Below are 21,806 nucleotides of genomic sequence, written 5' to 3' on the forward strand. Positions count from 1 at the left end.
AATGGGTATTTCCGGGGAATTCAAAAAGGTAAGGGAAGGTATTGGCAGTGGTTTAAGGGATATAATTGAACTTGAATCAATTCTTACGCGCAACAAAGCACTTGCTCCTGAAAACGGCGGAGACGGTGAACTTCAAAAGTGTCTTGCGCTCGAAGAATGGCTTAAGAAAAACGGCATTACTGACCTCAAAAGGTATGATGCCCCCGATTCCCGTGTTTCTTCCGGAATACGCCCCAATCTTGTTGCAACAATAAAAGGACTTGATGACACAAAATGCATCTGGGTCTGCGCGCACCTTGACGTTGTTCCGGCAGGCGAAAAATCTTTGTGGAAAACAGATCCCTGGACTCTTACAGAAGCAGACGGCAAAATTTACGGCCGCGGTGTAGAAGACAACCAGCAGGGACTTTGCAGCGGTGTACTCGCCGCGCTTGCTTTTGTAAGAACAGGCATAATGCCAAAAACAACAATAAAACTTCTTTTTATGGCAGACGAAGAGGTTGGTTCAAGATACGGAGTCAGGTATCTTATAAAAGAATATCCCGATTTTTTTTCAAAGAATGACCTTATTCTTATTCCGGACGGGGGTGACTCCAATGGTGAAACAATAGAAATTGCCGAAAAAAATATTGCCTGGTTCAAATTCCACACTACCGGCCGACAGTCCCACGGTTCGCGCCCTGATCTGGGACGAAATGCACATCTTGCGGCCTGCGATCTGGCACTGCGCGTACACGACATGGAAAATTTCTTTGATGAAAAAAATCCGCTGTTTGACCCGCCTTATTCGACATTTGAACCTACAATGCACATGGCAAATGTAGACGGCGTAAACATAATTCCCGGCGATGACGTCTTTTGTGCAGACTGCCGCATTAACCCCGGATATACTCTGGATCAGGTACGCGCAGAACTTCAGAAAAGAATAGATGCCGTAGAAAAGAAATATGAAGTAAAAATAGATGTTGCCGAGCTTCAGGCTGAACAGAGTGTCGCTACAAAAGAAGATGCTCCCGTTGTGCAAAAACTAAAGTTTGCCCTTGAAACCGCACACGGCATAAAGGCACGCTGTGTAGGTATAGGCGGCGGAACAGTAGGTGCTTATCTGAGAAACGCCGGCTTTGACTGTGTAGTCTGGTCATCAATGGATGAACTGGCACACCAGCCCAACGAATATGCGTTAATTTCAAACATAGCAAAAGATGCCGAAACAATTGCCTGCATGGCAGTTATGGAGTAAAGATAAAAAAGGGCTGGCTCACGCTTTTGAGACAGCCCTTTTTTAATTACCTGTATTTTTTGATTATTATGCAGCCGTTGTGTCCGCCGAATCCTAGCGAGGCACTGGCAGCAGCTTCTATATCAAGTGAAATTCCCTTGTTGGGCGTGTAGTCAAGATCACATCCGCCTTCAATATCCTGGTTGTCAAGATTTATTGTAGGCGGAACAAAGCTTTCGTTGATTGCCTTTACGCAGAAAAGCGCTTCTATTGCACCGGCAGCACCAACAAGATGTCCTGTCATGCTTTTTGTCGAAGAAATGTGCAGCTTGTATGCATGTTCTCCGAAGGCAAGCTTGAGCATATTTGTTTCGCCGCTGTCATTTGCGTGTGTAGAAGTTCCGTGCGCATTGTAGTACTGGATATCAGCCGGCTGCATTCCTGCATCTTCAAGGGCTTCTTTTACAGCAAGTGCTGCACCGCTTCCGTCCTTGAGAGGGGCTGTAATGTGGTAAGCGTCACATGATGAGCCGAATCCTGCAACTTCTGCATAGATTTTTGCCCCGCGTTTTTTTGCGTGTTCAAGTTCCTCAAGCATGAATACTGCAGAACCTTCGCCCAAAACAAATCCGTCGCGGTCTTTGTCAAACGGGCGGCTGGCCTTCTTGGGAGTGTCATTGTACGAGCTGGAAAGTGCCTGAAGAGCCGTAAAACTTGCTACTCCAAAACCGTCAATCGCGGCCTCAGTTCCGCCTGAAATACAGACATCAAGTCTTCCAAAACGTATAAGATCAAGTGCAGCACCAAGAGCGTCAGTTCCCGAAGCACATGCTGTTCCGAGTGTCCATGAAAGTCCGTTAAGACCGTAATACATGCTTACGTTGGCGGCCGCTTCGTTAATAATCATCATTGGTGTCGTTAACGGCGGAATTCTTGAAGGACCGGCCTTTGGGTCAAAGTACTTCTGGTATCCGGCTTCAATAACATCCAGACCACCTATGCAGTTACCGACCATAACACCGGCCTTTTCGTTTTTGAGACTGTCCCTGTTGTATCCCGAATCATTTACAGCCTGAATTGAAGCGCAGAGCAGAAACTGTGTGAATCTTGCCATCTTACGCACATCCCTTTTTTCCAAACCGTAACGGGTTATGTCAAAGTTTTTTACTTCAGCGGCAATCTTTACAGGGTAATCTGTTGCATCAAATAAAGTAATGCGGTCAATTCCGCTTCTTCCGTTTTTGACAGCGTCCCAGGATTCTTCTGCTGTAGCTCCAACCGGGGAAACAGCGCCCATTCCTGTTATGACAACTCTTCGTCTGTTCATAGGTTACTCCAAAAATATATTTATAAAAGTCAAACACTTAATTCAAGGTTCCGAGTCAAAAGAATTATCTGATCTTAAAGAATATTCCCAGCATTGCCACGGTAATAAGAAGCTGTATTTCCATAAACTTAATAAGAACCTGTGTCGGTGACCAGCCTCTGTTTTTTCTCATGTGGTCATGAAGCGGGAACCGTATTTTTTCAAGAATATTGATGTGGCAGAACCGTTTGAGTGCGACCTTAAGAAGACCCATTCCGCCGTTAATGAAAATAATTGAAGATGTTGCAAGAAAAAGGAACGGGTTTCCGCTTACCATAACGCAGACTCCTGTATAAAAGCCCAGTGCCCTGGAACCTGCATCTCCCATAAGTACCGAACTTGGAAAAGCGTTGTGCCAAAGATAACCCATAAGAACTCCAGCCAGGCAGAACGTAATAATTGCCCATGAAGCGCCGTCCTTAAGATGCGGAACAAGAAGATATGCAGAAATATCCACGTGTCCCAGAATAACATAGAAAATTGCTCCCATAGTAAACAATGCAATCAGAACCAGTGAAGAACTGAGCCCGTCTACACCGTCAGTACAGTTTGTCGTGTTAACGGACATCCACAGCATTATGGTTGTAATGATTATGTAAAGCCAGTAAGGAACTTTGATTGTGTTGGAAACAAACGGCAGCCAGAAGCAAAGGTTTCCGTCTGCAGAAGTTGAACCCAGATAGTGAGCCGAAAGAAAAGCTGCAGATACAGCAATTACAAGATCCAGAAATCCCTTTAAATATTCACCCCAGCCCGAACTGCTTCTGTCATCAAGAAAGCCGGTAAGCATCATAAGCCAGGTAAGAAAAAGAATTCCTGCCTGAAGATAATCAAGAGGAGCAAACAGAAAACTCAGCAGAACAAATATTGTAATAAAAACTACACCGGAACCTGTAGGCTTTCCTTTTGCGGTTTCCTTTGTAAGTGTAAATTCCCGTCCCCTGTCAGAAGGAAGGAATTTATAAAACTTCGGAAGAATTATTTTTGTAAGGAAAAAACCCGTGTACAGGGCAATACCGATTAAGACTGCATAGGACTGAAGAAGTCTTGCTGGTCCCCAATAGTTTTTAAGGAGTCCGCCAAGATAGTAAAGCATAGTTATCCTCTGATTATAGGATTGAAATTTAAGCCTGTAAATTTAGATTTCCGCAGGTATCATATAATATCAGATATAATCGATGGTGACAACCTTGAAAACTATGCCGGTAAAACTCTCTGCCTCTTTAGCCCTTTACGAGAATTCCTGAAAGAACATCACCTTCAGCACGTTTTTTCATCATATAGTGCATTTTTTTACCGGTGGCAGTTCTTGGTATTTCATCTATGATTGCAAAATATCTGGGGCGCTTGTACTTTGACATCATAGGGCTTTTGGCACAAAACGCTGACAGGTCTTCAACTGTAAGCGAACTGTCTTCTGCAATTACGTATGCGGCTACTGCCTGTCCCCTTATTTTGTCCGGAACGGCCGTAACAATACAGTCCTTGACTTTGGGATGCTCGTTTATGGCTTCTTCTATCTGTGTCGGGTAAATGTTTTCGCCTGAAACAACCATCATGTCATCTTTTCTGCCACGTACAGTTACAAACCATTTGTCATCCCATGTTCCTGTGTCTCCGGTATACATCCAGCCCCTGTAGAATTTTTCTTTAGTCATTTCATCGTTGTTGTAATATGAATATGTCGTTTTTTCAGGGCTGCGGATAATTATTTCGCCTTCAGTAAGACTGTCGTGCGGTATCATTTCATCAGGTTCTGCCTTTTTGTCATCATAAATCTGAACAACGCGCACTTCATCGTCAATGCAGCTTCCGCCTACAGAACCGGCACCTTCGGGAAGATTGTACGGCCTCAAAAATGAATTCCAGAAAGTTTCGGTTGTTCCGTAGCCGTTGAAAATATTCGGTGTAAGCGTGTTGATGTATCTTATGCAGTCAACTTTGGAAAGAGGTGCACCCATTGTGATAATTCCCTTAAGCGAAGAAAGGTCTTTCGGTGTCCTTTCCTGTGCCCTTGAAAGCATCTCAAGATTTGCCGGCGCTCCCATAAGGAAAGTTATTGAATATTTTGAAACCCAGTCCAAGGTGTTCTTGGGCTGAAAAGCCCTCATTACAACAACTGCGCATCCGACATAAAAACTGGGGCACGGACCTCCGCAGTGGCATCCTCCCCTGTGAAACCACGGTGTCATGTTAAGACACGCATCGTTCGGATTAAGAGGGTAGTGCATTATTACGTCATGGGCAGAAAGAACTTCATTTATGTCATTGAGCGGTACACTTTTGGGAAGAGCAGTTGTTCCGCTTGTGCAGAGCCTCAGTACTTCATCATAAATATGCGGCCTGAAGTTAATCTGCGGTTCATCTTCGCTCATGCCTTCAATATAATCTTCATAACTTACATGACCTTCGGGAATCGCTTCGTTTTCAATATTGTCGGCAAGAATAAAACGTTCGGGCTTGTGGCTGCATTTTTTTTCTGCTTCCAGAATAACGTTTTTTATGTTTGCTGAATAAATTATGATTTTGGGTTTATTGTGGTCAATAAGAAGTGCCATTTCTCCTGAAGCCAGGTTAAAGTTTGCGGCAAGAAGAATTGCACCTATTTTTCTTGGGGCAACATAGGACATGGCAAAGGCCGGGGAATTTCTGAGTGCTGCCATAACAATATCATCTTTTTTTACCCCGTCTTTCTGCAGCGCATGAGCAAATCTGTTTACTTCTTTGTTCATCGAACCGTAAGTCCAGCTTCTGTTTGTTTCTGGATCTATTATGGCATTTTTTGCAGAAAATCTTCTTACATTCCTCATAAAACCGTTGAGCCAGGTATATTCATGCTCAAACGTGTCTATAAACATAGAATCGTCATAGGTGCGACTCATAAAATTACCTCAAAAAGTATGAAATTCAGGCAATCCCCGAAAACTTCATTTCAGGAGATTACCCTTGGAAAAACCGCTTCTCTTCTTTTAATTTGACAAAGTGAATAAAAATAGGTTGCAGTTTTCCAATTATAAAATTTTGAAATTTGCGCCGATTCCGTTCATTTTTTCAAAGAAATGCGGGAAACTTACTGAGCAGCATTCTGCATCTTTTACCGCAACAGACTGTCCTTCTTTGAGCCCGAGCCCCAGACAGGCAAGTGACATGGCAATGCGGTGGTCAAGATAGCTTTCGATTTCTGCACCGTGGAGAACAAATTCAGGATTTGCGCTACCGTCTGCCTTGACCGGGGAATGTCCGTGAATTACAAGAAAATCTTCACCTTCTTCTACAGAGGCCCCGAGTTTTGTAAGTTCTTCTCTGAGAACCTTTATTCTGTCTGTTTCCTTGCGACGGCATACACCAATATCTTCTATATATATGGTTCCTTCTGTAAAACAGGCGATTGCAGCAAGTGCACATACGGCATCAGGAAATCCCGAAAGATTAACATGCAGTTCCTTGCCGGGCAGTTCTTCTGTCGTAAGTCTTCCTGTTCCGTTTCTTGATTTTTTAAGTCCGCGCACTGTAATAAACTGTTTTTCGCGGTTCCATTCAATGTCTGCTCCAAGGTGTTTGAGAACATTTACAATTTCTTCGTCACCTTGGGTTCCACTGCCGTCAATGTTGTCAATTGTTATTTCACTGTCTGTTATTAAAGCTGCTATAAGCGGAAAAGCCACCGCTTCCCAGTCGCTCGGTATTGTGCAGTCAAAGGCTTTTATCTGTACCGGACCGTCAACTTCTACATTCTTGAAATCTTCTGACATTCTTACGGTAACGCCTGCTTTTTCGAGCCATTTTTTTGTCATGGTAAGGTAGGGAGTTTCCTTTGGGTCTGTAAGTTGAATTTTCAGTGTACCGTCCATTCTTGTGGCGGCCATCATCATTCCCGAAACATACTGGCTTAAACGGCCGTCAGTAACTACAGTATTTTTTGTGTTTATGGGACCGTTTATTACCATAGGGCAGGAATCGCTTCCGGGGCGGGCAATATATGCGTTTGCTCCAAGCTGGTTGAGTGCGTCGACCATATGCGTTACGGGCCTTTTTCTGATGCTGGCGTCTCCCGTAAAAATACTGCATCCTTCAAATGTAGCGGCGATTGGAGACATAAAATAGAGAAGGGAACCGCTGTTTCCTACATCAACTACGTTTTCGGGAAGGTGAACGTTTTTACCCGCTCCTTTTACAGTCCATGTGCTGCCGGCTTCTGAACTGCTCCCGAAATCTATCTTTGCGCCTATAAGCGGAATGGCATTTCCTGTGCTCAGACAGTCTGCACTCGGCAGAGGATTGTGTATTTTTGATGTTCCATCGGCAAGGGATGCCAAAAGAAGTGCACGTATTGTATGCGATTTTGAACCCGGTACTGTTATATGTCCTGAAAGTGTTGTGTTTGAGGAAATTGTTTTCATGAAGGCATTCTAGCACAGAGCGGTGTTTTTTTCAATTTGAATAATGTGCATTTGTGCCGGTGCGAAAGAAAAGCCTCCGGCAACGCCGGAGGCTTTTCAAAGGAGTTTCTATGAAGAAGATAAACGTTAGTGTGTCTGTCTTTCAATAATAATAACTATTATGCATTCCGCAGGTTACATTTTATTTAAGGAATTCTATTTGTTTTCGATTTTAAATCTTCCCGTACTGATTGTATGGCCTTCATTGTATATGTCAAACCATATTTCCTTTTTGCCGGTTGTATCAAGGGCTGCATAGAATTCTTCTACCGAGTCAATCTTTTTGTCGTTGACGGCTGTAATTACATCACCGTTCTGGAGTCTCAGGGCTGCTGCCGGGGATTTTTCCTGAATATTTGTAACTACAATTCCTTTTACTTTGGCATTCTCAAGATTAAGCTGTTTTTTTGCCTTGTCTGTCAGAGGACTTGCAATAAAGCCCGGCCAGAGTCTGCTGTTGTCTTTTTCGATGTCAGCAGAGCGCTCGTCAATTTTTACAGTAAGGTCAATTTTGTTTTCGCCTCTCATTACGGTAAAGACGGCTGTTTTTCCTGCAGGAATGCCTCCTACTTCTCTTACCAGCTGGTCTACGCTCTTTATGTCATGACCGTCAAGAGCTATGATAAAGTCACCTGCCTGCATTCCGCCCTTCATCGCCGGACTTCCAAGGAAAATCTCGCCTGCAAGAGCACCGTTTTTGTTTTCATCAACGCCAAGTTCCTTTTTGTATTCAGGAGTTACATCAAGAAGACTTACGCCAAGCCAGCCATATGCAATTTTACCCTTGCTTATAAACTGGTCAATGGCTGTCTTTATATTGTTGATGGGAATAGAAAAACCAAGTCCCTGGCTTCCGCCTGACTGTGAAGCAATCCATGTATTTATACCTATTATTTCACCATTGATGTTTACAAGAGGACCACCCGAGTTTCCCTGGTTAATGGCGGCATCTGTCTGGATAAAGTCGCTTATTGAACCAATCTGACCGCCGCTTCTTCCTGTAGCACTTACAATACCCTGTGTTACCGAAGCAAAGTATCCGAGAGGGCTTCCGAGTGCCAGAACAATGTCTCCCTGCTGAACCTTTGAGCTGTCACCGAGTTTTGCAACTTTGATAGTTGTATCGTCAGACTCAAATGCAACCAGGGCAATATCCATCCTTTCGTCAGCGCCAATCAGCTTTCCGTCAAATTCCCTTTCGTCGTTAAGCTTTATCTTGATTGTTGTCGCTTTTCCGGCAACGTGATTGTTTGTAAGAACATAATTTGTCTTTCCGCTTCTTCTTACAATAACACCGCTTCCGAGGGACTGCTGCTGCAATTCCCTCATGTTGTCTTCTTCTTTTTTGTCCTTTTCATCAGGATAGCCGAAAAAGAAAGGAAGTTCTCTGAACGGATTGAATGTCTGTACCTTTGTGGTTTCAGTTACGTCAACTTCTACGACAGCAGGAAGAACTTCCGAACTTATTGACCTGAATGTACTCTGAAGGGCCTGTGTTACTGCAAGCGGGTCGGCCGGTATTGAAACTGATGATGCGCCTTCTGCAAAAGCTACATTTGCCGCGCCTTTGTTAGCCCTGCAGGAAAGTGTTAGGACTCCGAATGAAAATGCCGCTACTGCTGCGGTGCCTATAATTTTCTTTGTTACTGACTTCATGATGGAATAAACCTCCGTGGTTTTTTTTCGGAACAACTGCATTCCGAATGTGTCTTTATTGAATATAACTATTTTGGGTGTGTTTGTGTTACAATTTTTTTAAAATCCTTTTAAATACCGCTAAGAATTCTATTGACCAATGCCGAATGAATTTGCTATTATATCCTACACTTATTGTGAATAAACTGCAGGAAACCCGTTACTTCCTGCGGCTAAAATGAATTCAGAGGTTTAAAATGTACGCAGTTGTTGAGTATAAAGGCAATCAGTACAAGGCAGAAAAAGATGCCGTTCTTCAGGTATCAAAGATTAATGACGCTAAGCCGGGCGACACAGTTACTATCGATACTGTTCTCCTTGTAAGCGACGGAGACAAAATTTCTGTCGGAACACCTTATGTTAAGGGTGCAAAGGTTACTGTAGAAGTTGGCGAGACATTCAAGGATAAGAAAGTTCTTGTATTCAAGTATAAGTCAAAGAAGGACTATCACCGTCTTATCGGTCACCGTGAGCAGTATACTACGGTTACTGTAAAGGACGTAGTTCTGGCATAAGGTGACTGAAGTTCTGTTGGTTTGCAGGGCGGATGGTGCCTTCAGAAGCTGCCGTGCTTCGGGACATGCACTGTTCGCATCCAGGGGAAATGATATTGTTTGTGCAGCAGAGACAATAATTCTGCGTACGGCAATAGATTTTCTTGAGCATTCCGGCGGAATTCTGGTTACAAAAGACACTGCTTCACGCGGAAAACTTTTGTTCTGCGCTGAAGTTTCAGAGACCGTTCCTTTGGAACAGCGTTTTGTTGCTTTGGAAAGGTTGAAAAGCGTTGCAGATTTTATAAGGATTGGAATCGGAAGTCTTTCTGGTGAATATCCAAAAAATGTGCGGCTGCTAGAAAAAACAGAAGATTAGACTGGTTCTTTTACCAGCGGAGGATTAAAATGGGACGAACAAAAGGTGGTAGCGGCGCAAAAAACGGCCGTGATTCAAACCCTAAATATTTGGGCGTTAAAAAATACAGTGGAGAAGTGGTAACTGCCGGTTCCATTCTTGTAAAGCAGCGCGGAACTCGTATTCACCCGGGTAACAATGTAAAGCGCGGTGGCGATGACACCCTGTTTTCTGTAGTTGACGGTGTTGTAAAGTACGGCGAACGCATGAACCGCAAGATTGTTTCTGTAGAACCTGTTGCAGAAGCCGGAAACTAAGTCGTATTTTTAGATAATATCTGACTTTTTCTCTGATACTGTATTCTATACAGAATGCCCAGTTTGGTTTGTTCCGGCTGGGCATTTTTATTTTACTATTATGGCAGTTGTGCTGTATGTAAGAGAGGTTCTGATGATTCAATTTGCTGATGAAGCAGTTATAAAAGTCCGCTCGGGAAAGGGCGGTAACGGCTGTGTTTCTTTCAGACGCGAAAAATATATTCCTAACGGCGGCCCTAACGGTGGTGACGGTGGACGCGGCGGTGATGTTATTTTTCAGGTAAGACGTAATCTTCGTACTCTGGCTCATCTTCGTTTTCATCCTGTGTTCAAGGCACAAAACGGCGGTGACGGAATGAGCTGGAACAAATACGGTAAGGACGGTGAAGATATTGTAATTCAGGTTCCGCCGGGAACAGCTGTACGTGACAATGAAACCGGTGAGCTTATCCATGACTTTACAGAAGCGTCTGGCGAAGAGTCCTTTAAATTTCTTACCGGCGGTAACGGCGGCTGGGGCAATGTACATTTCAAAAGCAGTACAAACCAGGCTCCAAGAATTGCAAACAAGGGTGAACCTGGTGAAGAAAGGGAACTTAGGATTGAGCTTTCAATAATGGCAGATCTTGGACTTGTAGGTTTTCCGAATGCAGGCAAGTCAAGCCTTCTTGAATACTTTACAAATGCACGCCCAAAAATTGCGCCGTATCCGTTTACTACAAAAGTGCCTAACCTTGGTGTTCTGAGGGTAGATGAAAACAGTGATATAATCATTGCAGATATTCCCGGAATTATTGAAGGGGCGTCAGACGGAGCAGGACTTGGAATCCGCTTTTTGAAGCATATATCCCGTACCGTGGGGCTTATTTTTATGATAGACTGCGGTGAAGAAGGCTGTGTGGACGCTTACGAAAAGCTTTTGAAAGAACTTTCTGAATTCGGTGCAGGGCTTATGGAAAAACAGAGAATAGTTCTCTGTAACAAAATTGACCTTGAAGGCGCCAAAGAAAATGCGGCTCTTGTTGCAGAACGCATAAAGTCAGTGGATCCAGGTGTAGAAGTTATTCCTGTTTCTGTTGCGGCCCGTACAAATATGGATGCTGCCCGTACTGCTCTTATAAAGCTTGCAGCCAGGGAAGATGTACTGGAAGACCGTGAAGAAAATGCTTTTGCGCCGACTTCAGCAAAAAAGAGCAGTTTTATGGCAGAACGTTCTGTTGATGACAGTATGGAAATTCAGTTTCCGGGTTCGGAGCAGTAGCTTGAAACTGGCAGTTCTTGGAGGCAGCTTTAACCCTGTTCATATAGGACACATGGCTCTTGCCGATGATGTGTGCTCCAGTCTTGGGTATGACAGGGTGCTTTTTGTTCCTGCAGCAGTTCCCCCGCATAAAGAAATGGTGCCGGGTGTTTCTGCCGAAGAAAGGCTTTCTATGGTACAAATTGCCTGCAGTACAGATTCAAGATTTGTTGCCGAGTCCTGTGAAATTGAACGCGACGGTGTTTCGTATACATGGGATACCGTTGATTATCTTGAAAAAAAATACGCTTCTTCTCTGGAAGGTAAAATCGGAATAATTCTGGGCAGCGATCTTTTTGCCGGATTCCATCTTTGGAAAAACGCCGCTCTTCTGGCAAAAAGATGTAATCTGATTCTGGCGCGGCGTCCGGAACAGTCGTCTTTTGCAAAATCGGCAAACAGGGCTTTGGGTGAATATGCTCAGCTTGAAAATTCAGGTGACAGTTTTGATATTTCAAAGGAACCTCTTTTTTCGGAAGCTGCCGTTCTTGACAATCCGCTGCTTCCTGTAAGTTCAACCCAGATAAGAAATCTTGCTTTGTCGGGCGGCGGTTTTAAATATCTTGTACCTTCAGGGGTTTTCGAGTATATTATTGGCGGTAACTTATATGGAAGAAAATAAATACACTGAACTTGTTGAAAATATCCGTTCCTATACAAAAAAATCAGTCAAGCAGAAGCGCTTTGAGCATAGTGTAAGGGTTGCTGTCCTTGCACGCGAAATGTGCGGAATGTACGGTGTCTCCCCTGAAAAAGGGTATATTGCAGGTCTTGCTCACGATATGTGCAAAGATATGGATGACAGTTCGCTTATGGCACTTGCGTCAAAAGACGGGCAGCCTGTTTCTGATGTAGAAAAAGAAAAGCCGTCCCTTCTTCACGGACGCGCAGCTTCTGTCATGCTTTCAGAAGATTTTGGTATTTCTGACAAAGATATTATTCAGGCTGTTGCGCGTCATACTCTTGGCGGGTCAAGTCTTTGTCCCCTTGCAAAAATAATTTATTCTGCAGACAAGATAGAGCCCGGAAGACCTCAGTCTACAGATGAATACAGGAGTGCACTTCTTGAAAAAAGCCTCAATGCGCTTACACTTTCTGTTCTTGAAGAAAATATCCGCTATCTTGAAGAAAACAACAAGACGGTTGCTCCTGTAAGCCTCAGATTCCGTGAGAGCTTAAAAAGGGATATGGCCAGGGAAGCCCAGATAGCCCTGAATATGGACGGTGGAAACTAAATGGTAGAAAACAGAGAAAAAAAGGGTGTAGTCTTTCTTGTTGTCATTCTTGCAATAATAATCGGAGTCGGTGTTTTTATAGCCGCCACTCTTCGTGTTGATCCTGTTGCCGAAACTCTCAAAAAAGAACCTGTAATAAAAATTCTTTTTGTGTTGTCAGACGACAGCGGTAATGCACTTTCTACTGACGTTTTTGTATATTATCCTGTTTCCAGAAAGGGTGCTCTTTTTGATATTCTTGGCAATACGGGTTCCATTTATTCCAGTCTGGGGCGTGTAGACAGAATTGATGCCGTTTATAAAGAAAAAGGTGTCGATACCTACAGAAAGGAAGTTGAAAAGCTTATTGGCAAAACAATTCCTTTTTCTTTGGAAATTTCCCTGTCAGATCTTGGAACACTTGCAGATTTGCTTGGCGGCCTGAAGGTTTTTATTCCGACTCCTGTTGATGCAAAGGGTGAAAACGGCGAAAGATGGCTTCTTCCAAGCGGTGCCGTAACTCTGGACGGCGATAAAGTCGCAACATACATGACTTACAGGTCAGAAGACGATAGTGACGGTGATGCAGGGGACCGCAGGCAGGGGACTCTTATTTCTCTGCTGGCTTCTATACGCGACAACAAAAACGTGATACTTGAAAAAAAGAATTTCCGCAGATTCGGCGAAAAATTCCGCTTTAACATGGATGAGTCAAGTCTGTACAAGCTTTTTCAGGAGATTGTAAATGTAGATGCAGAACGTCTTGCGCCCCAGACAATAACGGGAAGCCTTCGTGTTGTGGACGGAAAAACACTTTTGTTCCCGTATTATGACGGTCAGCTTATCAAAGATATTGTAAACCAGACAATCGGTTCGCTGGTAAATGACGAAAATTCTTCCCAGAACAGGATTTATGTTCTTGAGATTCAGAATGGAACCGGCCGGCAGGGACTTGCAAGAAACACATCGTTTCTTATGCAGAGCGCCGGTTATGAAGTTTTGGAAACACTCAACGCAGACAGTGACAATTATGCACATACTGTGATTGTGAATCATATCGGAAACAGGGAAGCGGCTCTTGCTTTGGGTAATTTTATCAGATGCCGTTATATTGTTGATGACGAGGTAAAACCGGGTACCGAAAGTTTTGACAGTGTAGCACGTGCAGATTTTACAATTATCCTTGGCGATGATTTTGACGGGCGTTTTGTAAAGGGTGGTTACAAAGGTCCTGAAGTTGAGGCTGCTTCGGATACTGATGGTGAGGAATAAAATTCTTTAGAAAAGGTAAACATAAGTTTTCTTAAGACTTGATTACAAGAATGGAAGGTAAATAAAATGGAAAAGACAGAAAAAGAAAAGGCTCTGGAAATTGCAGCCCTTATGGAAGACGGAAAAGGACAGGATGTTACTGTAATTGATGTTTCAAAGCTCAACAGCTGGACAGATTATTTTGTTATTACAACGGTTACAAGTAGTGCGCACTGGCAGGGTCTTTACAAAAGCATAAAAGACTATGCTGCAAAAAATGATATGGAAATACACCAGACTCACCAGAAGTCGTCACAGGGTGATGAATGGAATCTTGTGGATTTGGGGTCTGTTGTTGTTCATCTTATGAGTTCAGAGGCAAGAAACTTCTATGAACTCGAAAAACTCTGGCACGCCGGGGAATTTCTTAAGTAAGAAAAAAAAAGACTTGCATCGGAAACGGTGCAAGTCTTTTTTTTGTATGTTCTATATTTGTTTAAATTACATGTCTGAAGGATCGCTGTCTTCTTCTATTTCGTCTTCGTCATTGTAGAATCCGTCATCAAAACCGTGTCTTCTGTTGTCATAACCGTCTTCGGGTTCCTGATCATCAAAAGGCTCGTCGTAGGCATCATCATCTTCATCTAAAAAGCCGTCGTTGAAGTCATCTTCGTAGGAATCTTCATCGTCTTCGAAATCATCGTCAAAATCATCGTCCGAAGCCATATCGTCCGAATAGTCGTCATCATATGAAAATCCTGCCATTGATGAAAATTCAGAATAAAAATCCTCGTTGAACATGAGTGTATTCCCCTTCAGATAAGCTGGCATTTAACTCTAAGCGACGTTTTTAACTGTAATTGACAGACTATATTTTGTCAATCCATATTTTAGCAAATTTTACAAAAGTTTGACTTTTTTTAGAATTTCTCGCAAACAGGAGTTTTTGTCATTGACATAGTTCTCTTTAAATTGATATAATATAGATGTATGCATGAATGTGTTACTGTTCTTGCTCCGGCAAAGATAAACCTTGGTTTGCAGGTTCTTCCCCGCCGGAATGACGGTTTTCATTCCATAAGAAGTTTGTTTACAACTGTAAATCTTTGTGACCGGATAACGGTTTCTGTTTCCGATAAAAAAAACTTCTGTGGTGTGAGTTGTGAAGGAATGGCACTTCCTTCAGAAAATACATTTACAAAGGCGTACAAAGCTTTCTGCGTGCTGACCGGTGTGGAATCTGGTGTTTCTGTCGAAGTGACAAAGCATATTCCTTCCGGCGGTGGATTGGGGGGCGGCTCAAGTGATGCTTCTTCTTTTTTACAATCCATTGATACTATTTTCGGCACAGGTTTGTCTGAGACCGAATTCATGAAGCTTTCCGGCGAGGTAGGCAGCGACTGTTTCTTTTTTACAAAGGCTCTGCTTGCTTGCAAAAATACTGCGCTGTTCCGTCCTTTTGCGGCTTTTGTAGAAGGACGGGGCGAAGTTGTTACTGAACTTAGGGCCAGAAACGATTATTCTGTTCTTCTGGTAATGCCTGAGGTTTCGGTTTCTACACCTTTTGCCTATAATCTTGTTGACGCGGCAGGAACAACTGCTTTGGACAGGAATTTTGGCATTGAAGATGCGGCCGGTTTGTATGCAAAAGATGTTCTGGAGTGGAACTTTGTAAATGATTTTACGCTTCCTGTCAGAGGTGCGTTTGAAAAAGTAAATGAGGCACTTAACGATATTGGTGAGTCAGGTGCCGACTTTGCAGATATGTCTGGATCCGGATCTACTGTATTCGGTGTTTTTTCTGATGCGGCACGGGCCCGGAAAGCGCTGGCTGTTTTGCAGAAAAAATGGAGAGCTGTACTCGTTTAGCCGATTGGTGTAAGCGGGAGGAGGGAGTTTATGCAGATTACTGATATCAGAATCCGCAAAGTTGATGGAGAAGGTAAGCTTAGGGCTTATGTTACTGTTACTTTTGACAACTGTTTTGTTGTTCACAATGTAAAAGTAATAGAAGGAAAGTCAGGTAATTTTATTGCAATGCCCAGCAGAAGAACTGCGAGCGGAGAATTTAAGGACGTGGCTCATCCGATTAACCCTGAATTCAGAAATGAGATTCAGGAACAGATTCTTAAGGAATTTGACGCAGGGCATTTTGAAGATACAGGTGCTTCTGTCGAAGATGAAATTTGAATTAGGGGTGCATTGCCCTTTGAATATTTTGGGACGTCGTCAAGTGGTAAGACAACGGCTTTTGGTGCCGTCATTCCGCTGGTTCGAGTCCAGCCGTCCCAGTTTTTTTTATAAGGAAACTTAAAAAAATAAGGAGTTCTTTTTATGGAACAGTTTGTTGTTAATGCAAAAATCCGCAAAGAGGCAGGAAAGCGTGTCTCAAAGCAGCTTCGTGCGGAAGGTCGTATTCCTGCAATCGCCTATAACGAAAAGGGCGAGTCAATTATGCTTGACGTAGATGCAGCGGAATTCTCAAAAGCCTGGCGTTCAATCACTCCGACAACTCTTATCAACCTTAAGATTGACGGACAGGATAATATGGCTTATATTCAGGATACAGAGTACGATATCAAGACCGACAAGAATCTTCATGCCGACTTCCATATCGTATCAGGAACAAAGCCGATTACTGCTGTTCTTAAGATGCACTATTCTGGAACTCCTGTCGGTGTACTTAAGGGTGGTTTTATGGTAAAGCATGTTCCCGATGTAAAACTCAAGGCTCTTCCTGCTGATATGCCGGTTTCAATTTCTGCCGATGTTTCAAAGGTAGAAATCGGACAGAAGTTTACTGTTGCTGATCTTGGTCTCAGCGACAAGGTTACTATTCTTTCAAAGCCGACTGCGGTTATTGTTTCAATCGCACCTCCAAGAAAGTAATTTCAGGAATCTTTTGTTTTAAATTTTGCCCTCTGTTTTTTGCAGAGGGTTTTTTTTTGAGGCTGCCATGTCTGGTTCGGAACGAATTTTCGATTTTGAAAAAAAAGTGTCCCAGGGTCTTGCTGAATGCGGTGTAAATTTATTTGCAGACAAAAGTGCCCCTGTAGGAGTTGCAGTAAGCGGCGGTGCAGACTCGGTTTCTCTTCTTGTATCTCTTGTTCATATTTGTAAAAATCCCGGAAAAATAATTGCAGTTACTGTAAACCACAATCTTCGTTCAGAAGAAGAAAGTGGCGGGGATGCAGTCTTTGTAGAAAAGTTGTGCTCTTCCCTTGGTGTCAAGTGCAGAAGGTTTGATGTTCCGCGCGGAAAAATTCTTTCTGAGGCAAAAAAAAACGGTAGCGGTGTAGAAGATGCTGCGCGCAAAATACGCTATTCCTGTTTTGAAAAATTTATTCAAGAAACCGGCTCTTCATTTCTTTGTCTTGCACATAACCGGAATGACCGTATAGAAACTGTCGTGATGCGTTTTATGCAGGGGGCGGGTACTTCTTCTCTTGCAGGAATTCCGCAGCGCAGGGGTGTTTTTGTCCGGCCCCTTATTGGTATTCCGCGGGAAGAAATTGAATCCTATCTTTGTGAACAGGGCATTTCCTACAGAACAGATTCTACAAATTCAGATACCAGTCTGTTCCGCAACTGTGTGCGCAGAAAGATTATGCCTTTTTTGGATGAATGCAGTCCAGGATGGAGGAAAGCCGTACTTTCTCTTTCTTCAAAAATGGCCTGCGATGCTGACTTTATTGAACAAAGTGTTTCTGAGGCATGCAGCAATCCTTCGGTTTCGCTTTTGCTTTCAGAAGGGCGTGCCTCTTTATTGCGTGCAGGGTATTCAGCCCTTCATAAAAGCATACGCATACGGCTTCTTTACAAATGTATTTCTTATGCAGGGGCCGTTTCTAGAATTCCGTATAGCTTTGTAGAAGACTTTGACAAAAGTGTATATTCGGATTGCGGCGAAAAAAATATGTCTGCCTGCGGAATAAGTATGGTGGCCGAAAAAGATATAATTTGCATTCAAAAAAATGTAAAACCGGCGACAGAAAGCGTGTTTTTTGTTATAATAGAAAAAAATGGAACTTATGCACTCGGGGATCTTGTGGTGGAAGTTTCTTCGGAAGGCAAAGCAGTCAGCCTGTCCTGCGGGAACAAAACTGTTTCTTTGGGGAATACAGGGTTCCCGTTTGTTATAAGAAGCCGTCAGTCCGGAGATGAATTTCTACGTCCGGACGGAACTTCCAGGTCTGTTTCAAAAATTTTTGATGACTGGAAGTGCGGTATTCTCAGGGATAAGATTCCGCTGGTTCAGAGAGTGTGCGGGGACTGCAGTCAAAATATAGTTTTGATTTGGGGAGAACTCTATGGATTTAAAAACTGTTTTTCGGTTTAAGCCGGTTATTCGGATGGAAGTATGAGTACAAGATTTTCTTTTGGAATTTTTACTTTTGTTTTTTTTCTTTGTATTTCTGTAATTAAAGTTTCTGCTGATTCTATAATTCCTCCGGCAGGTGTTCAGTCTGCCAACCGCAGAACGGCATTGCGCTGTCTTTCCCTGTCAAAGGAATTTGTTGACTCACAGGACTGGAACGCTGCTCTTTCGCAGGCAACTCTCGGACTGTCCTATGATGATTCTGTTTCGGATCTCTGGTATCTTATGGCGGTTTCGCATTCGGGGCTCGGTGCACAAAGGTCTGTGATTATTCCGCTTCTGGAAAATTCACTTAAAAAAAACAACTGGGTTGACTATAACCGCGACGCAGCAAGACTTATGTATGCCGATGTTTTGAGCGATACCGGTGAAAGTAAAAAAGCAGTTGAAATTCTTGATTCAGAGCCTTTTGTTTATTCCGCAGATGCTGAATATGTCAGGATAAAAGCGCTTTACCGCATTGGTGATGAACAGTCTGTTTCATTGGCCAGAACAAAAATGGAGGGCGCCGGAAGAATTTATCCTTTTGATACAAGATTTCCGCTGCTTTTCTTTAAGAGTGAATACGGCAGGCCGCAAAGTGCAGCGTCGTCGGCAATTGCATCTTATTTTATTTCGCGTGTCTCTCAGTATGCAGAAGCTGCGCCCGATAAAGATGCCGAACTTGAAATTTATGCAGCATCTTTTGCGGCAGGAGAAATGCGCGTCCGTATGCTTAAGTCTTTTTCTGCCAGAGATTTAAGGCATCCTTTGTATGCAATTGTTGCGCTGGATGCAAATCTTCTTTCTGAACAGGATGCGCTTTCGTATATCTGTGATTTTTCTGATGATTCAATTGACTTTGATTTGCTGTCAGAGTTTTTGCAGAAGCTTGGCTCTGATGATGTAAAGAAGGAAGCAGCTGCTTATTTTAATTCGTATTCAGGTGTAATAGAGCAGGATACTGACCGCGACGGACTTGTGAATCTGTATGTCAAATATGGAAGAGGCCGTCCGCAGACTGTATTTTATGACAAAAATCAGGACGGAATTTCGGACTGGTCCCTTGCCTGCGATTTTGGTGCACCCGTGTCCGGTTCAATGAAAGTTCCCAGAATGGATTTTACATGGGATGATTTTCCTTATCTTTCTTCGGTTTCATTGCCTTCAGGTGAAAATGATATTCCGTCTTATGAATTCGGCCTTGTATCGCGCGAACTTGAATGGTCACCCGTTTTAATGAACGCCGGCAACAGTATATCGCACTCTCTTGGTTTTGATTTTTATTATCCTGTTTTGAATGAAGATTTGCGCAGTCTTTCCAAAGAAGAACTTTTGGCCTGTGCCTCATCCCTTTCTGTAAATACAAACGAAAACGGCGGAAAGCGGATTAAATTTCTTATTCAGAACGGACAAACTGTTTCTGCAGAATATTATAACGGGCAAAAAATGTATGCTGTTGCACGCTTTGACAGAAATACAGTTACAATGCGCGTTGTTGATTCTGACAGTGACGGCATTTTTGAAACTACAGAAATTTATGCGGCTGACCACGGCGGAACACAAAATGCTTTTTCTGATGAACAGCGTATTATGCAGAATTTGTTTGGAACTTCAGCTGCCGGTTCGGGTGTATATCTTCGTATGATTCAGGTAGATACAAACGCAGACAGTATCATTGATTTTACCGAGGAATATCTTGAAGACGGAACGGTTGTTTCTTCATGGGATACCGACGGTGATGCAAACTGGGATGTGCGGAATTTTCGTAATGACAAAGATGCATCTGAAACTGCAGAGTTCAGAAACTTTGACGGAAAAAATTCTATCTTTGTAACATTGCAGAATAAAATTCCGGCTTCTGTAAAAATAAATGAAAAGGAATTTTCTGTAACCAAAGATATTTCTGAAAATTTTTACTGGATAGGGGAAAAGAATCCCGCTTTTGCAGGTGATTTCTACAGTGAATGTGCACAAAAAGCTTTGGAGCATCTTGCCGCAATTTCCGGTGCGGCTGCTTCTGCAGTTCTTGAGTTTAAGGAAGATAACGGCTCTATAAGAATCAACTGCGTGCGCATGGGTTCGTTTAATTATGGAATGATTATTCCTTATTTAGAAACATTCCCCTCTTTGGAAAAGGAGACGGCTGAATGAAAAAGCTGGTTTTGTTCTTTGCTGCATTTGTCTTTGTTTCATGCACAAGTATTGATAAAAATGTTGAACTTATTCCGCGGCCGGATTATACAGAAAATGATGCACTGTCTGATGAGCTTTCTTTGGTTGCGGAGCTGCTCAAGACTGATCCTGTAAAAGCTTTGTGGCGTTCTTACCTGGCTGCAAGAAATGCACGCGAAAATGATTCAGCACAAAAACTGTTTGAAGAATGTTCCCGAAGTGTTTCTGAATTGTGTCAAAAGGCATATGACTCAAAAGATTATGTAGAGGCTCTGCGGTGTTTCAGATCGCTTTCTTCTGTAAATGCAGTTGATGAGAATGTCCTTCAGGTTGGGGAACAGAAACTTTATGCACTTGCGCTTTCAAATGTTCCGGGACTTTCTGCGGTTAACAAAAAAAATGCGGCAACAGTTTCTGATATGATTAAAGGTACAGTCACTGTTCTTGTAGACAAGGGAATAAAAATTGAACGTGGAATGGGGTATTCTGATTCTGTTTTGGGAAGCGGTTTTTTTATTTCTGAAGACGGCTATATTGTAACGAACCATCATGTTATTTCTGACATGGTTGACCCCCGCTATGAAGGGTTTGCACGGCTTTATATCAAACTTGCCGAAGATCCAGATACACGCATTCCGGCCAAGGTTGTAGGTTGGGATTCAACCCTGGATCTTGCTTTACTCAAGACAGAAATAAAAGCCCCCTATGTTTTTGAACTCGGCTCCAGTTCAGATCTTTCTGTCGGTGACAGGGTCTTTGCGATTGGTTCTCCACTCGGGCTTGACAAGACACTCACCAGCGGAATTATTTCTTCTGATGACAGGCATTTGTTTTCTGCGGGATTTGTTTTCCAGATTGATGCTGCCGTTAACAGCGGAAACTCAGGCGGACCTTTGATAGATGAAAAAGGCCGTGTCCAGGCAGTTGTTTTTGCAGGTGTAATGAATTATCAGGGACTTAACTTTGCAATCCCGGTTGAATACCTGCGCTATGATCTTCCGTTTCTTTTTGCCGGCGGTGAAAGAAAGCATCCGTGGTGCGGCGCTTATGGAAAGACAAAGAGACTTCCGGGTTCAGGCTCTGTTTCAGAAGGTGTTCTTGTAAATTACGTGATGCCCGGTTCGAGCGGGGATTTGTCGGGACTTACAGAAGGTGCGACTGTCGTTTCTGTTAACGGTGTTCTGGTATCATCGCTGGACGATCTGCACAGCTGCTTTATGCAGGAAAGTAAAGGGACAATTGTTCTACTCGAAGTACAGAATCCTATCGGCGGAACAACTTCCTTTGCTGTTTATCTTGAAGGCCGTCCTGAAAATCCCGGCTATGAAATTTACAGGCACGATTTGATTTCGGGCTCTCTTCTTCCTATTCTTGGAATGAGGCTTGTGGGAGTGTCGAGTTCAAATAAGAAAAAATTTTCAGTTGTGAATGTAATAAAAGGTTCTATTGCTGACAAAGCTGGATTCAGTGAAAATGATCCTGTTGATATTCTTAATGTTAAAATCAGCGATGAAAAAGATATTGCGTATGTAGAAATGTATGCGCGCAAAAGAAAAAACGGCTATCTTGACGTAAGCCTTGGATTAACGGCTTCTCTTGACAGTCCATATTATTTTTAAGG

The 21,806-nt window shown here is 43.0% G+C and carries 21 protein-coding genes and 1 tRNA gene; 16 read left to right on the forward strand and 6 right to left on the reverse strand.

Annotated features, from left to right (window positions below; genetic code table 11):
- Window position 1 precedes the first annotated feature (1 nt).
- Window positions 2-1,240 carry a M20 family metallo-hydrolase gene (locus IWA51_RS04455; RefSeq protein ID WP_177527314.1) on the forward strand — a complete coding sequence of 413 codons (1,239 nt, stop codon included), beginning with the start codon at window positions 2-4 and terminating at the stop codon, window positions 1,238-1,240.
- A 46-nt stretch (window positions 1,241-1,286) separates the two neighbouring features.
- On the opposite strand, the gene fabF is transcribed toward IWA51_RS04455, so the two are convergent.
- From fabF to IWA51_RS04480, 5 genes are all read right to left on the reverse strand, one after another.
- Entirely contained in the window at window positions 1,287-2,546 is a 1,260-nt protein-coding gene (fabF, locus tag IWA51_RS04460; protein ID WP_198443389.1) for a beta-ketoacyl-ACP synthase II, read from the reverse strand.
- Between the two features lie 64 nt (window positions 2,547-2,610).
- On the reverse strand, window positions 2,611-3,681 hold the full coding sequence (locus IWA51_RS04465) for an MraY family glycosyltransferase (RefSeq protein WP_198443390.1): 1,071 nt from the start codon (window positions 3,679-3,681) through the stop codon (window positions 2,611-2,613).
- A gap of 127 nt (window positions 3,682-3,808) precedes the next feature.
- Window positions 3,809-5,467: a class I adenylate-forming enzyme family protein gene (locus IWA51_RS04470; RefSeq protein ID WP_177527311.1), complete on the reverse strand. Its 1,659-nt coding sequence runs from the start codon at window positions 5,465-5,467 to the stop codon at window positions 3,809-3,811.
- 129 nt (window positions 5,468-5,596) lie between these two features.
- Complete coding sequence (gene aroA / locus IWA51_RS04475; RefSeq protein WP_198443391.1) at window positions 5,597-6,985, reverse strand: 3-phosphoshikimate 1-carboxyvinyltransferase; 1,389 nt, start codon at window positions 6,983-6,985, stop codon at window positions 5,597-5,599.
- Window positions 6,986-7,180: 195 nt separating this feature from the next.
- The gene (locus IWA51_RS04480; protein WP_198443392.1) at window positions 7,181-8,680 is read right to left on the reverse strand and encodes a Do family serine endopeptidase; all 1,500 of its coding nucleotides are present in this window, start codon (window positions 8,678-8,680) and stop codon (window positions 7,181-7,183) included.
- Between the two features lie 236 nt (window positions 8,681-8,916).
- Here IWA51_RS04480 and rplU point away from each other — a divergent pair, with 236 nt between their 5' ends.
- From rplU to rsfS, 8 genes are all read left to right on the forward strand, one after another.
- Window positions 8,917-9,234: a 50S ribosomal protein L21 gene (gene rplU / locus IWA51_RS04485; protein WP_177527308.1), complete on the forward strand. Its 318-nt coding sequence runs from the start codon at window positions 8,917-8,919 to the stop codon at window positions 9,232-9,234.
- A gap of 1 nt (window position 9,235) precedes the next feature.
- Window positions 9,236-9,592, forward strand: coding sequence for a ribosomal-processing cysteine protease Prp (locus tag IWA51_RS04490; RefSeq protein WP_198443393.1), 357 nt, complete (start codon window positions 9,236-9,238; stop codon window positions 9,590-9,592).
- 29 nt (window positions 9,593-9,621) lie between these two features.
- Entirely contained in the window at window positions 9,622-9,888 is a 267-nt protein-coding gene (gene rpmA / locus IWA51_RS04495) for a 50S ribosomal protein L27 (protein ID WP_177527306.1), read from the forward strand.
- A gap of 133 nt (window positions 9,889-10,021) precedes the next feature.
- Window positions 10,022-11,149 (forward strand): GTPase ObgE, encoded by a 1,128-nt coding sequence (gene obgE / locus IWA51_RS04500; protein ID WP_177527305.1) that lies wholly within the window; start codon window positions 10,022-10,024, stop codon window positions 11,147-11,149.
- 1 nt (window position 11,150) lies between these two features.
- Window positions 11,151-11,810 carry a nicotinate (nicotinamide) nucleotide adenylyltransferase gene (nadD, locus tag IWA51_RS04505; protein ID WP_177527304.1) on the forward strand — a complete coding sequence of 220 codons (660 nt, stop codon included), beginning with the start codon at window positions 11,151-11,153 and terminating at the stop codon, window positions 11,808-11,810.
- The gene (gene yqeK, locus IWA51_RS04510; RefSeq protein WP_198443394.1) at window positions 11,797-12,423 is read left to right on the forward strand and encodes a bis(5'-nucleosyl)-tetraphosphatase (symmetrical) YqeK; all 627 of its coding nucleotides are present in this window, start codon (window positions 11,797-11,799) and stop codon (window positions 12,421-12,423) included. The genes nadD and yqeK overlap by 14 nt, the downstream gene beginning before the upstream one ends.
- On the forward strand, window positions 12,424-13,674 hold the full coding sequence (locus tag IWA51_RS04515) for an LCP family protein (RefSeq protein ID WP_177527302.1): 1,251 nt from the start codon (window positions 12,424-12,426) through the stop codon (window positions 13,672-13,674). It begins immediately after the preceding gene.
- Between the two features lie 66 nt (window positions 13,675-13,740).
- On the forward strand, window positions 13,741-14,088 hold the full coding sequence (gene rsfS, locus IWA51_RS04520; protein ID WP_198443395.1) for a ribosome silencing factor: 348 nt from the start codon (window positions 13,741-13,743) through the stop codon (window positions 14,086-14,088).
- Between the two features lie 66 nt (window positions 14,089-14,154).
- Here rsfS and IWA51_RS04525 read toward each other — a convergent pair whose 3' ends face one another.
- Complete coding sequence (locus IWA51_RS04525) at window positions 14,155-14,454, reverse strand: hypothetical protein (RefSeq protein ID WP_230402709.1); 300 nt, start codon at window positions 14,452-14,454, stop codon at window positions 14,155-14,157.
- A 189-nt stretch (window positions 14,455-14,643) separates the two neighbouring features.
- On the opposite strand from IWA51_RS04525, the gene ispE reads away from it, so the two are divergent.
- The 7 genes from ispE (at window position 14,644) to IWA51_RS04560 (ending at window position 21,804) form a co-directional block, all read left to right on the forward strand.
- Complete coding sequence (gene ispE / locus IWA51_RS04530; protein ID WP_198443396.1) at window positions 14,644-15,522, forward strand: 4-(cytidine 5'-diphospho)-2-C-methyl-D-erythritol kinase; 879 nt, start codon at window positions 14,644-14,646, stop codon at window positions 15,520-15,522.
- A gap of 30 nt (window positions 15,523-15,552) precedes the next feature.
- A complete protein-coding gene (gene spoVG / locus IWA51_RS04535; protein WP_198443397.1) occupies window positions 15,553-15,843 on the forward strand; it encodes a septation regulator SpoVG in 291 nt (96 codons plus the stop codon).
- Between the two features lie 29 nt (window positions 15,844-15,872).
- Window positions 15,873-15,945, forward strand: a tRNA-Gln gene (locus tag IWA51_RS04540).
- A gap of 42 nt (window positions 15,946-15,987) precedes the next feature.
- Window positions 15,988-16,542, forward strand: a complete 555-nt coding sequence (locus IWA51_RS04545) for a 50S ribosomal protein L25 (RefSeq protein WP_177527298.1) — start codon at window positions 15,988-15,990, stop codon at window positions 16,540-16,542.
- Between the two features lie 67 nt (window positions 16,543-16,609).
- Complete coding sequence (gene tilS / locus IWA51_RS04550; RefSeq protein WP_198443398.1) at window positions 16,610-17,992, forward strand: tRNA lysidine(34) synthetase TilS; 1,383 nt, start codon at window positions 16,610-16,612, stop codon at window positions 17,990-17,992.
- A 21-nt stretch (window positions 17,993-18,013) separates the two neighbouring features.
- Window positions 18,014-20,164: a tetratricopeptide repeat protein gene (locus IWA51_RS04555; protein WP_198443399.1), complete on the forward strand. Its 2,151-nt coding sequence runs from the start codon at window positions 18,014-18,016 to the stop codon at window positions 20,162-20,164.
- Window positions 20,161-21,804: a S1C family serine protease gene (locus tag IWA51_RS04560; protein WP_198443400.1), complete on the forward strand. Its 1,644-nt coding sequence runs from the start codon at window positions 20,161-20,163 to the stop codon at window positions 21,802-21,804. The genes IWA51_RS04555 and IWA51_RS04560 overlap by 4 nt, the downstream gene beginning before the upstream one ends.
- Window positions 21,805-21,806: the final 2 nt, after the last annotated feature.

This window comes from Treponema peruense (assembly GCF_016117655.1).
In the GTDB taxonomy this organism is placed as follows: domain Bacteria; phylum Spirochaetota; class Spirochaetia; order Treponematales; family Treponemataceae; genus Treponema_D; species Treponema_D peruense.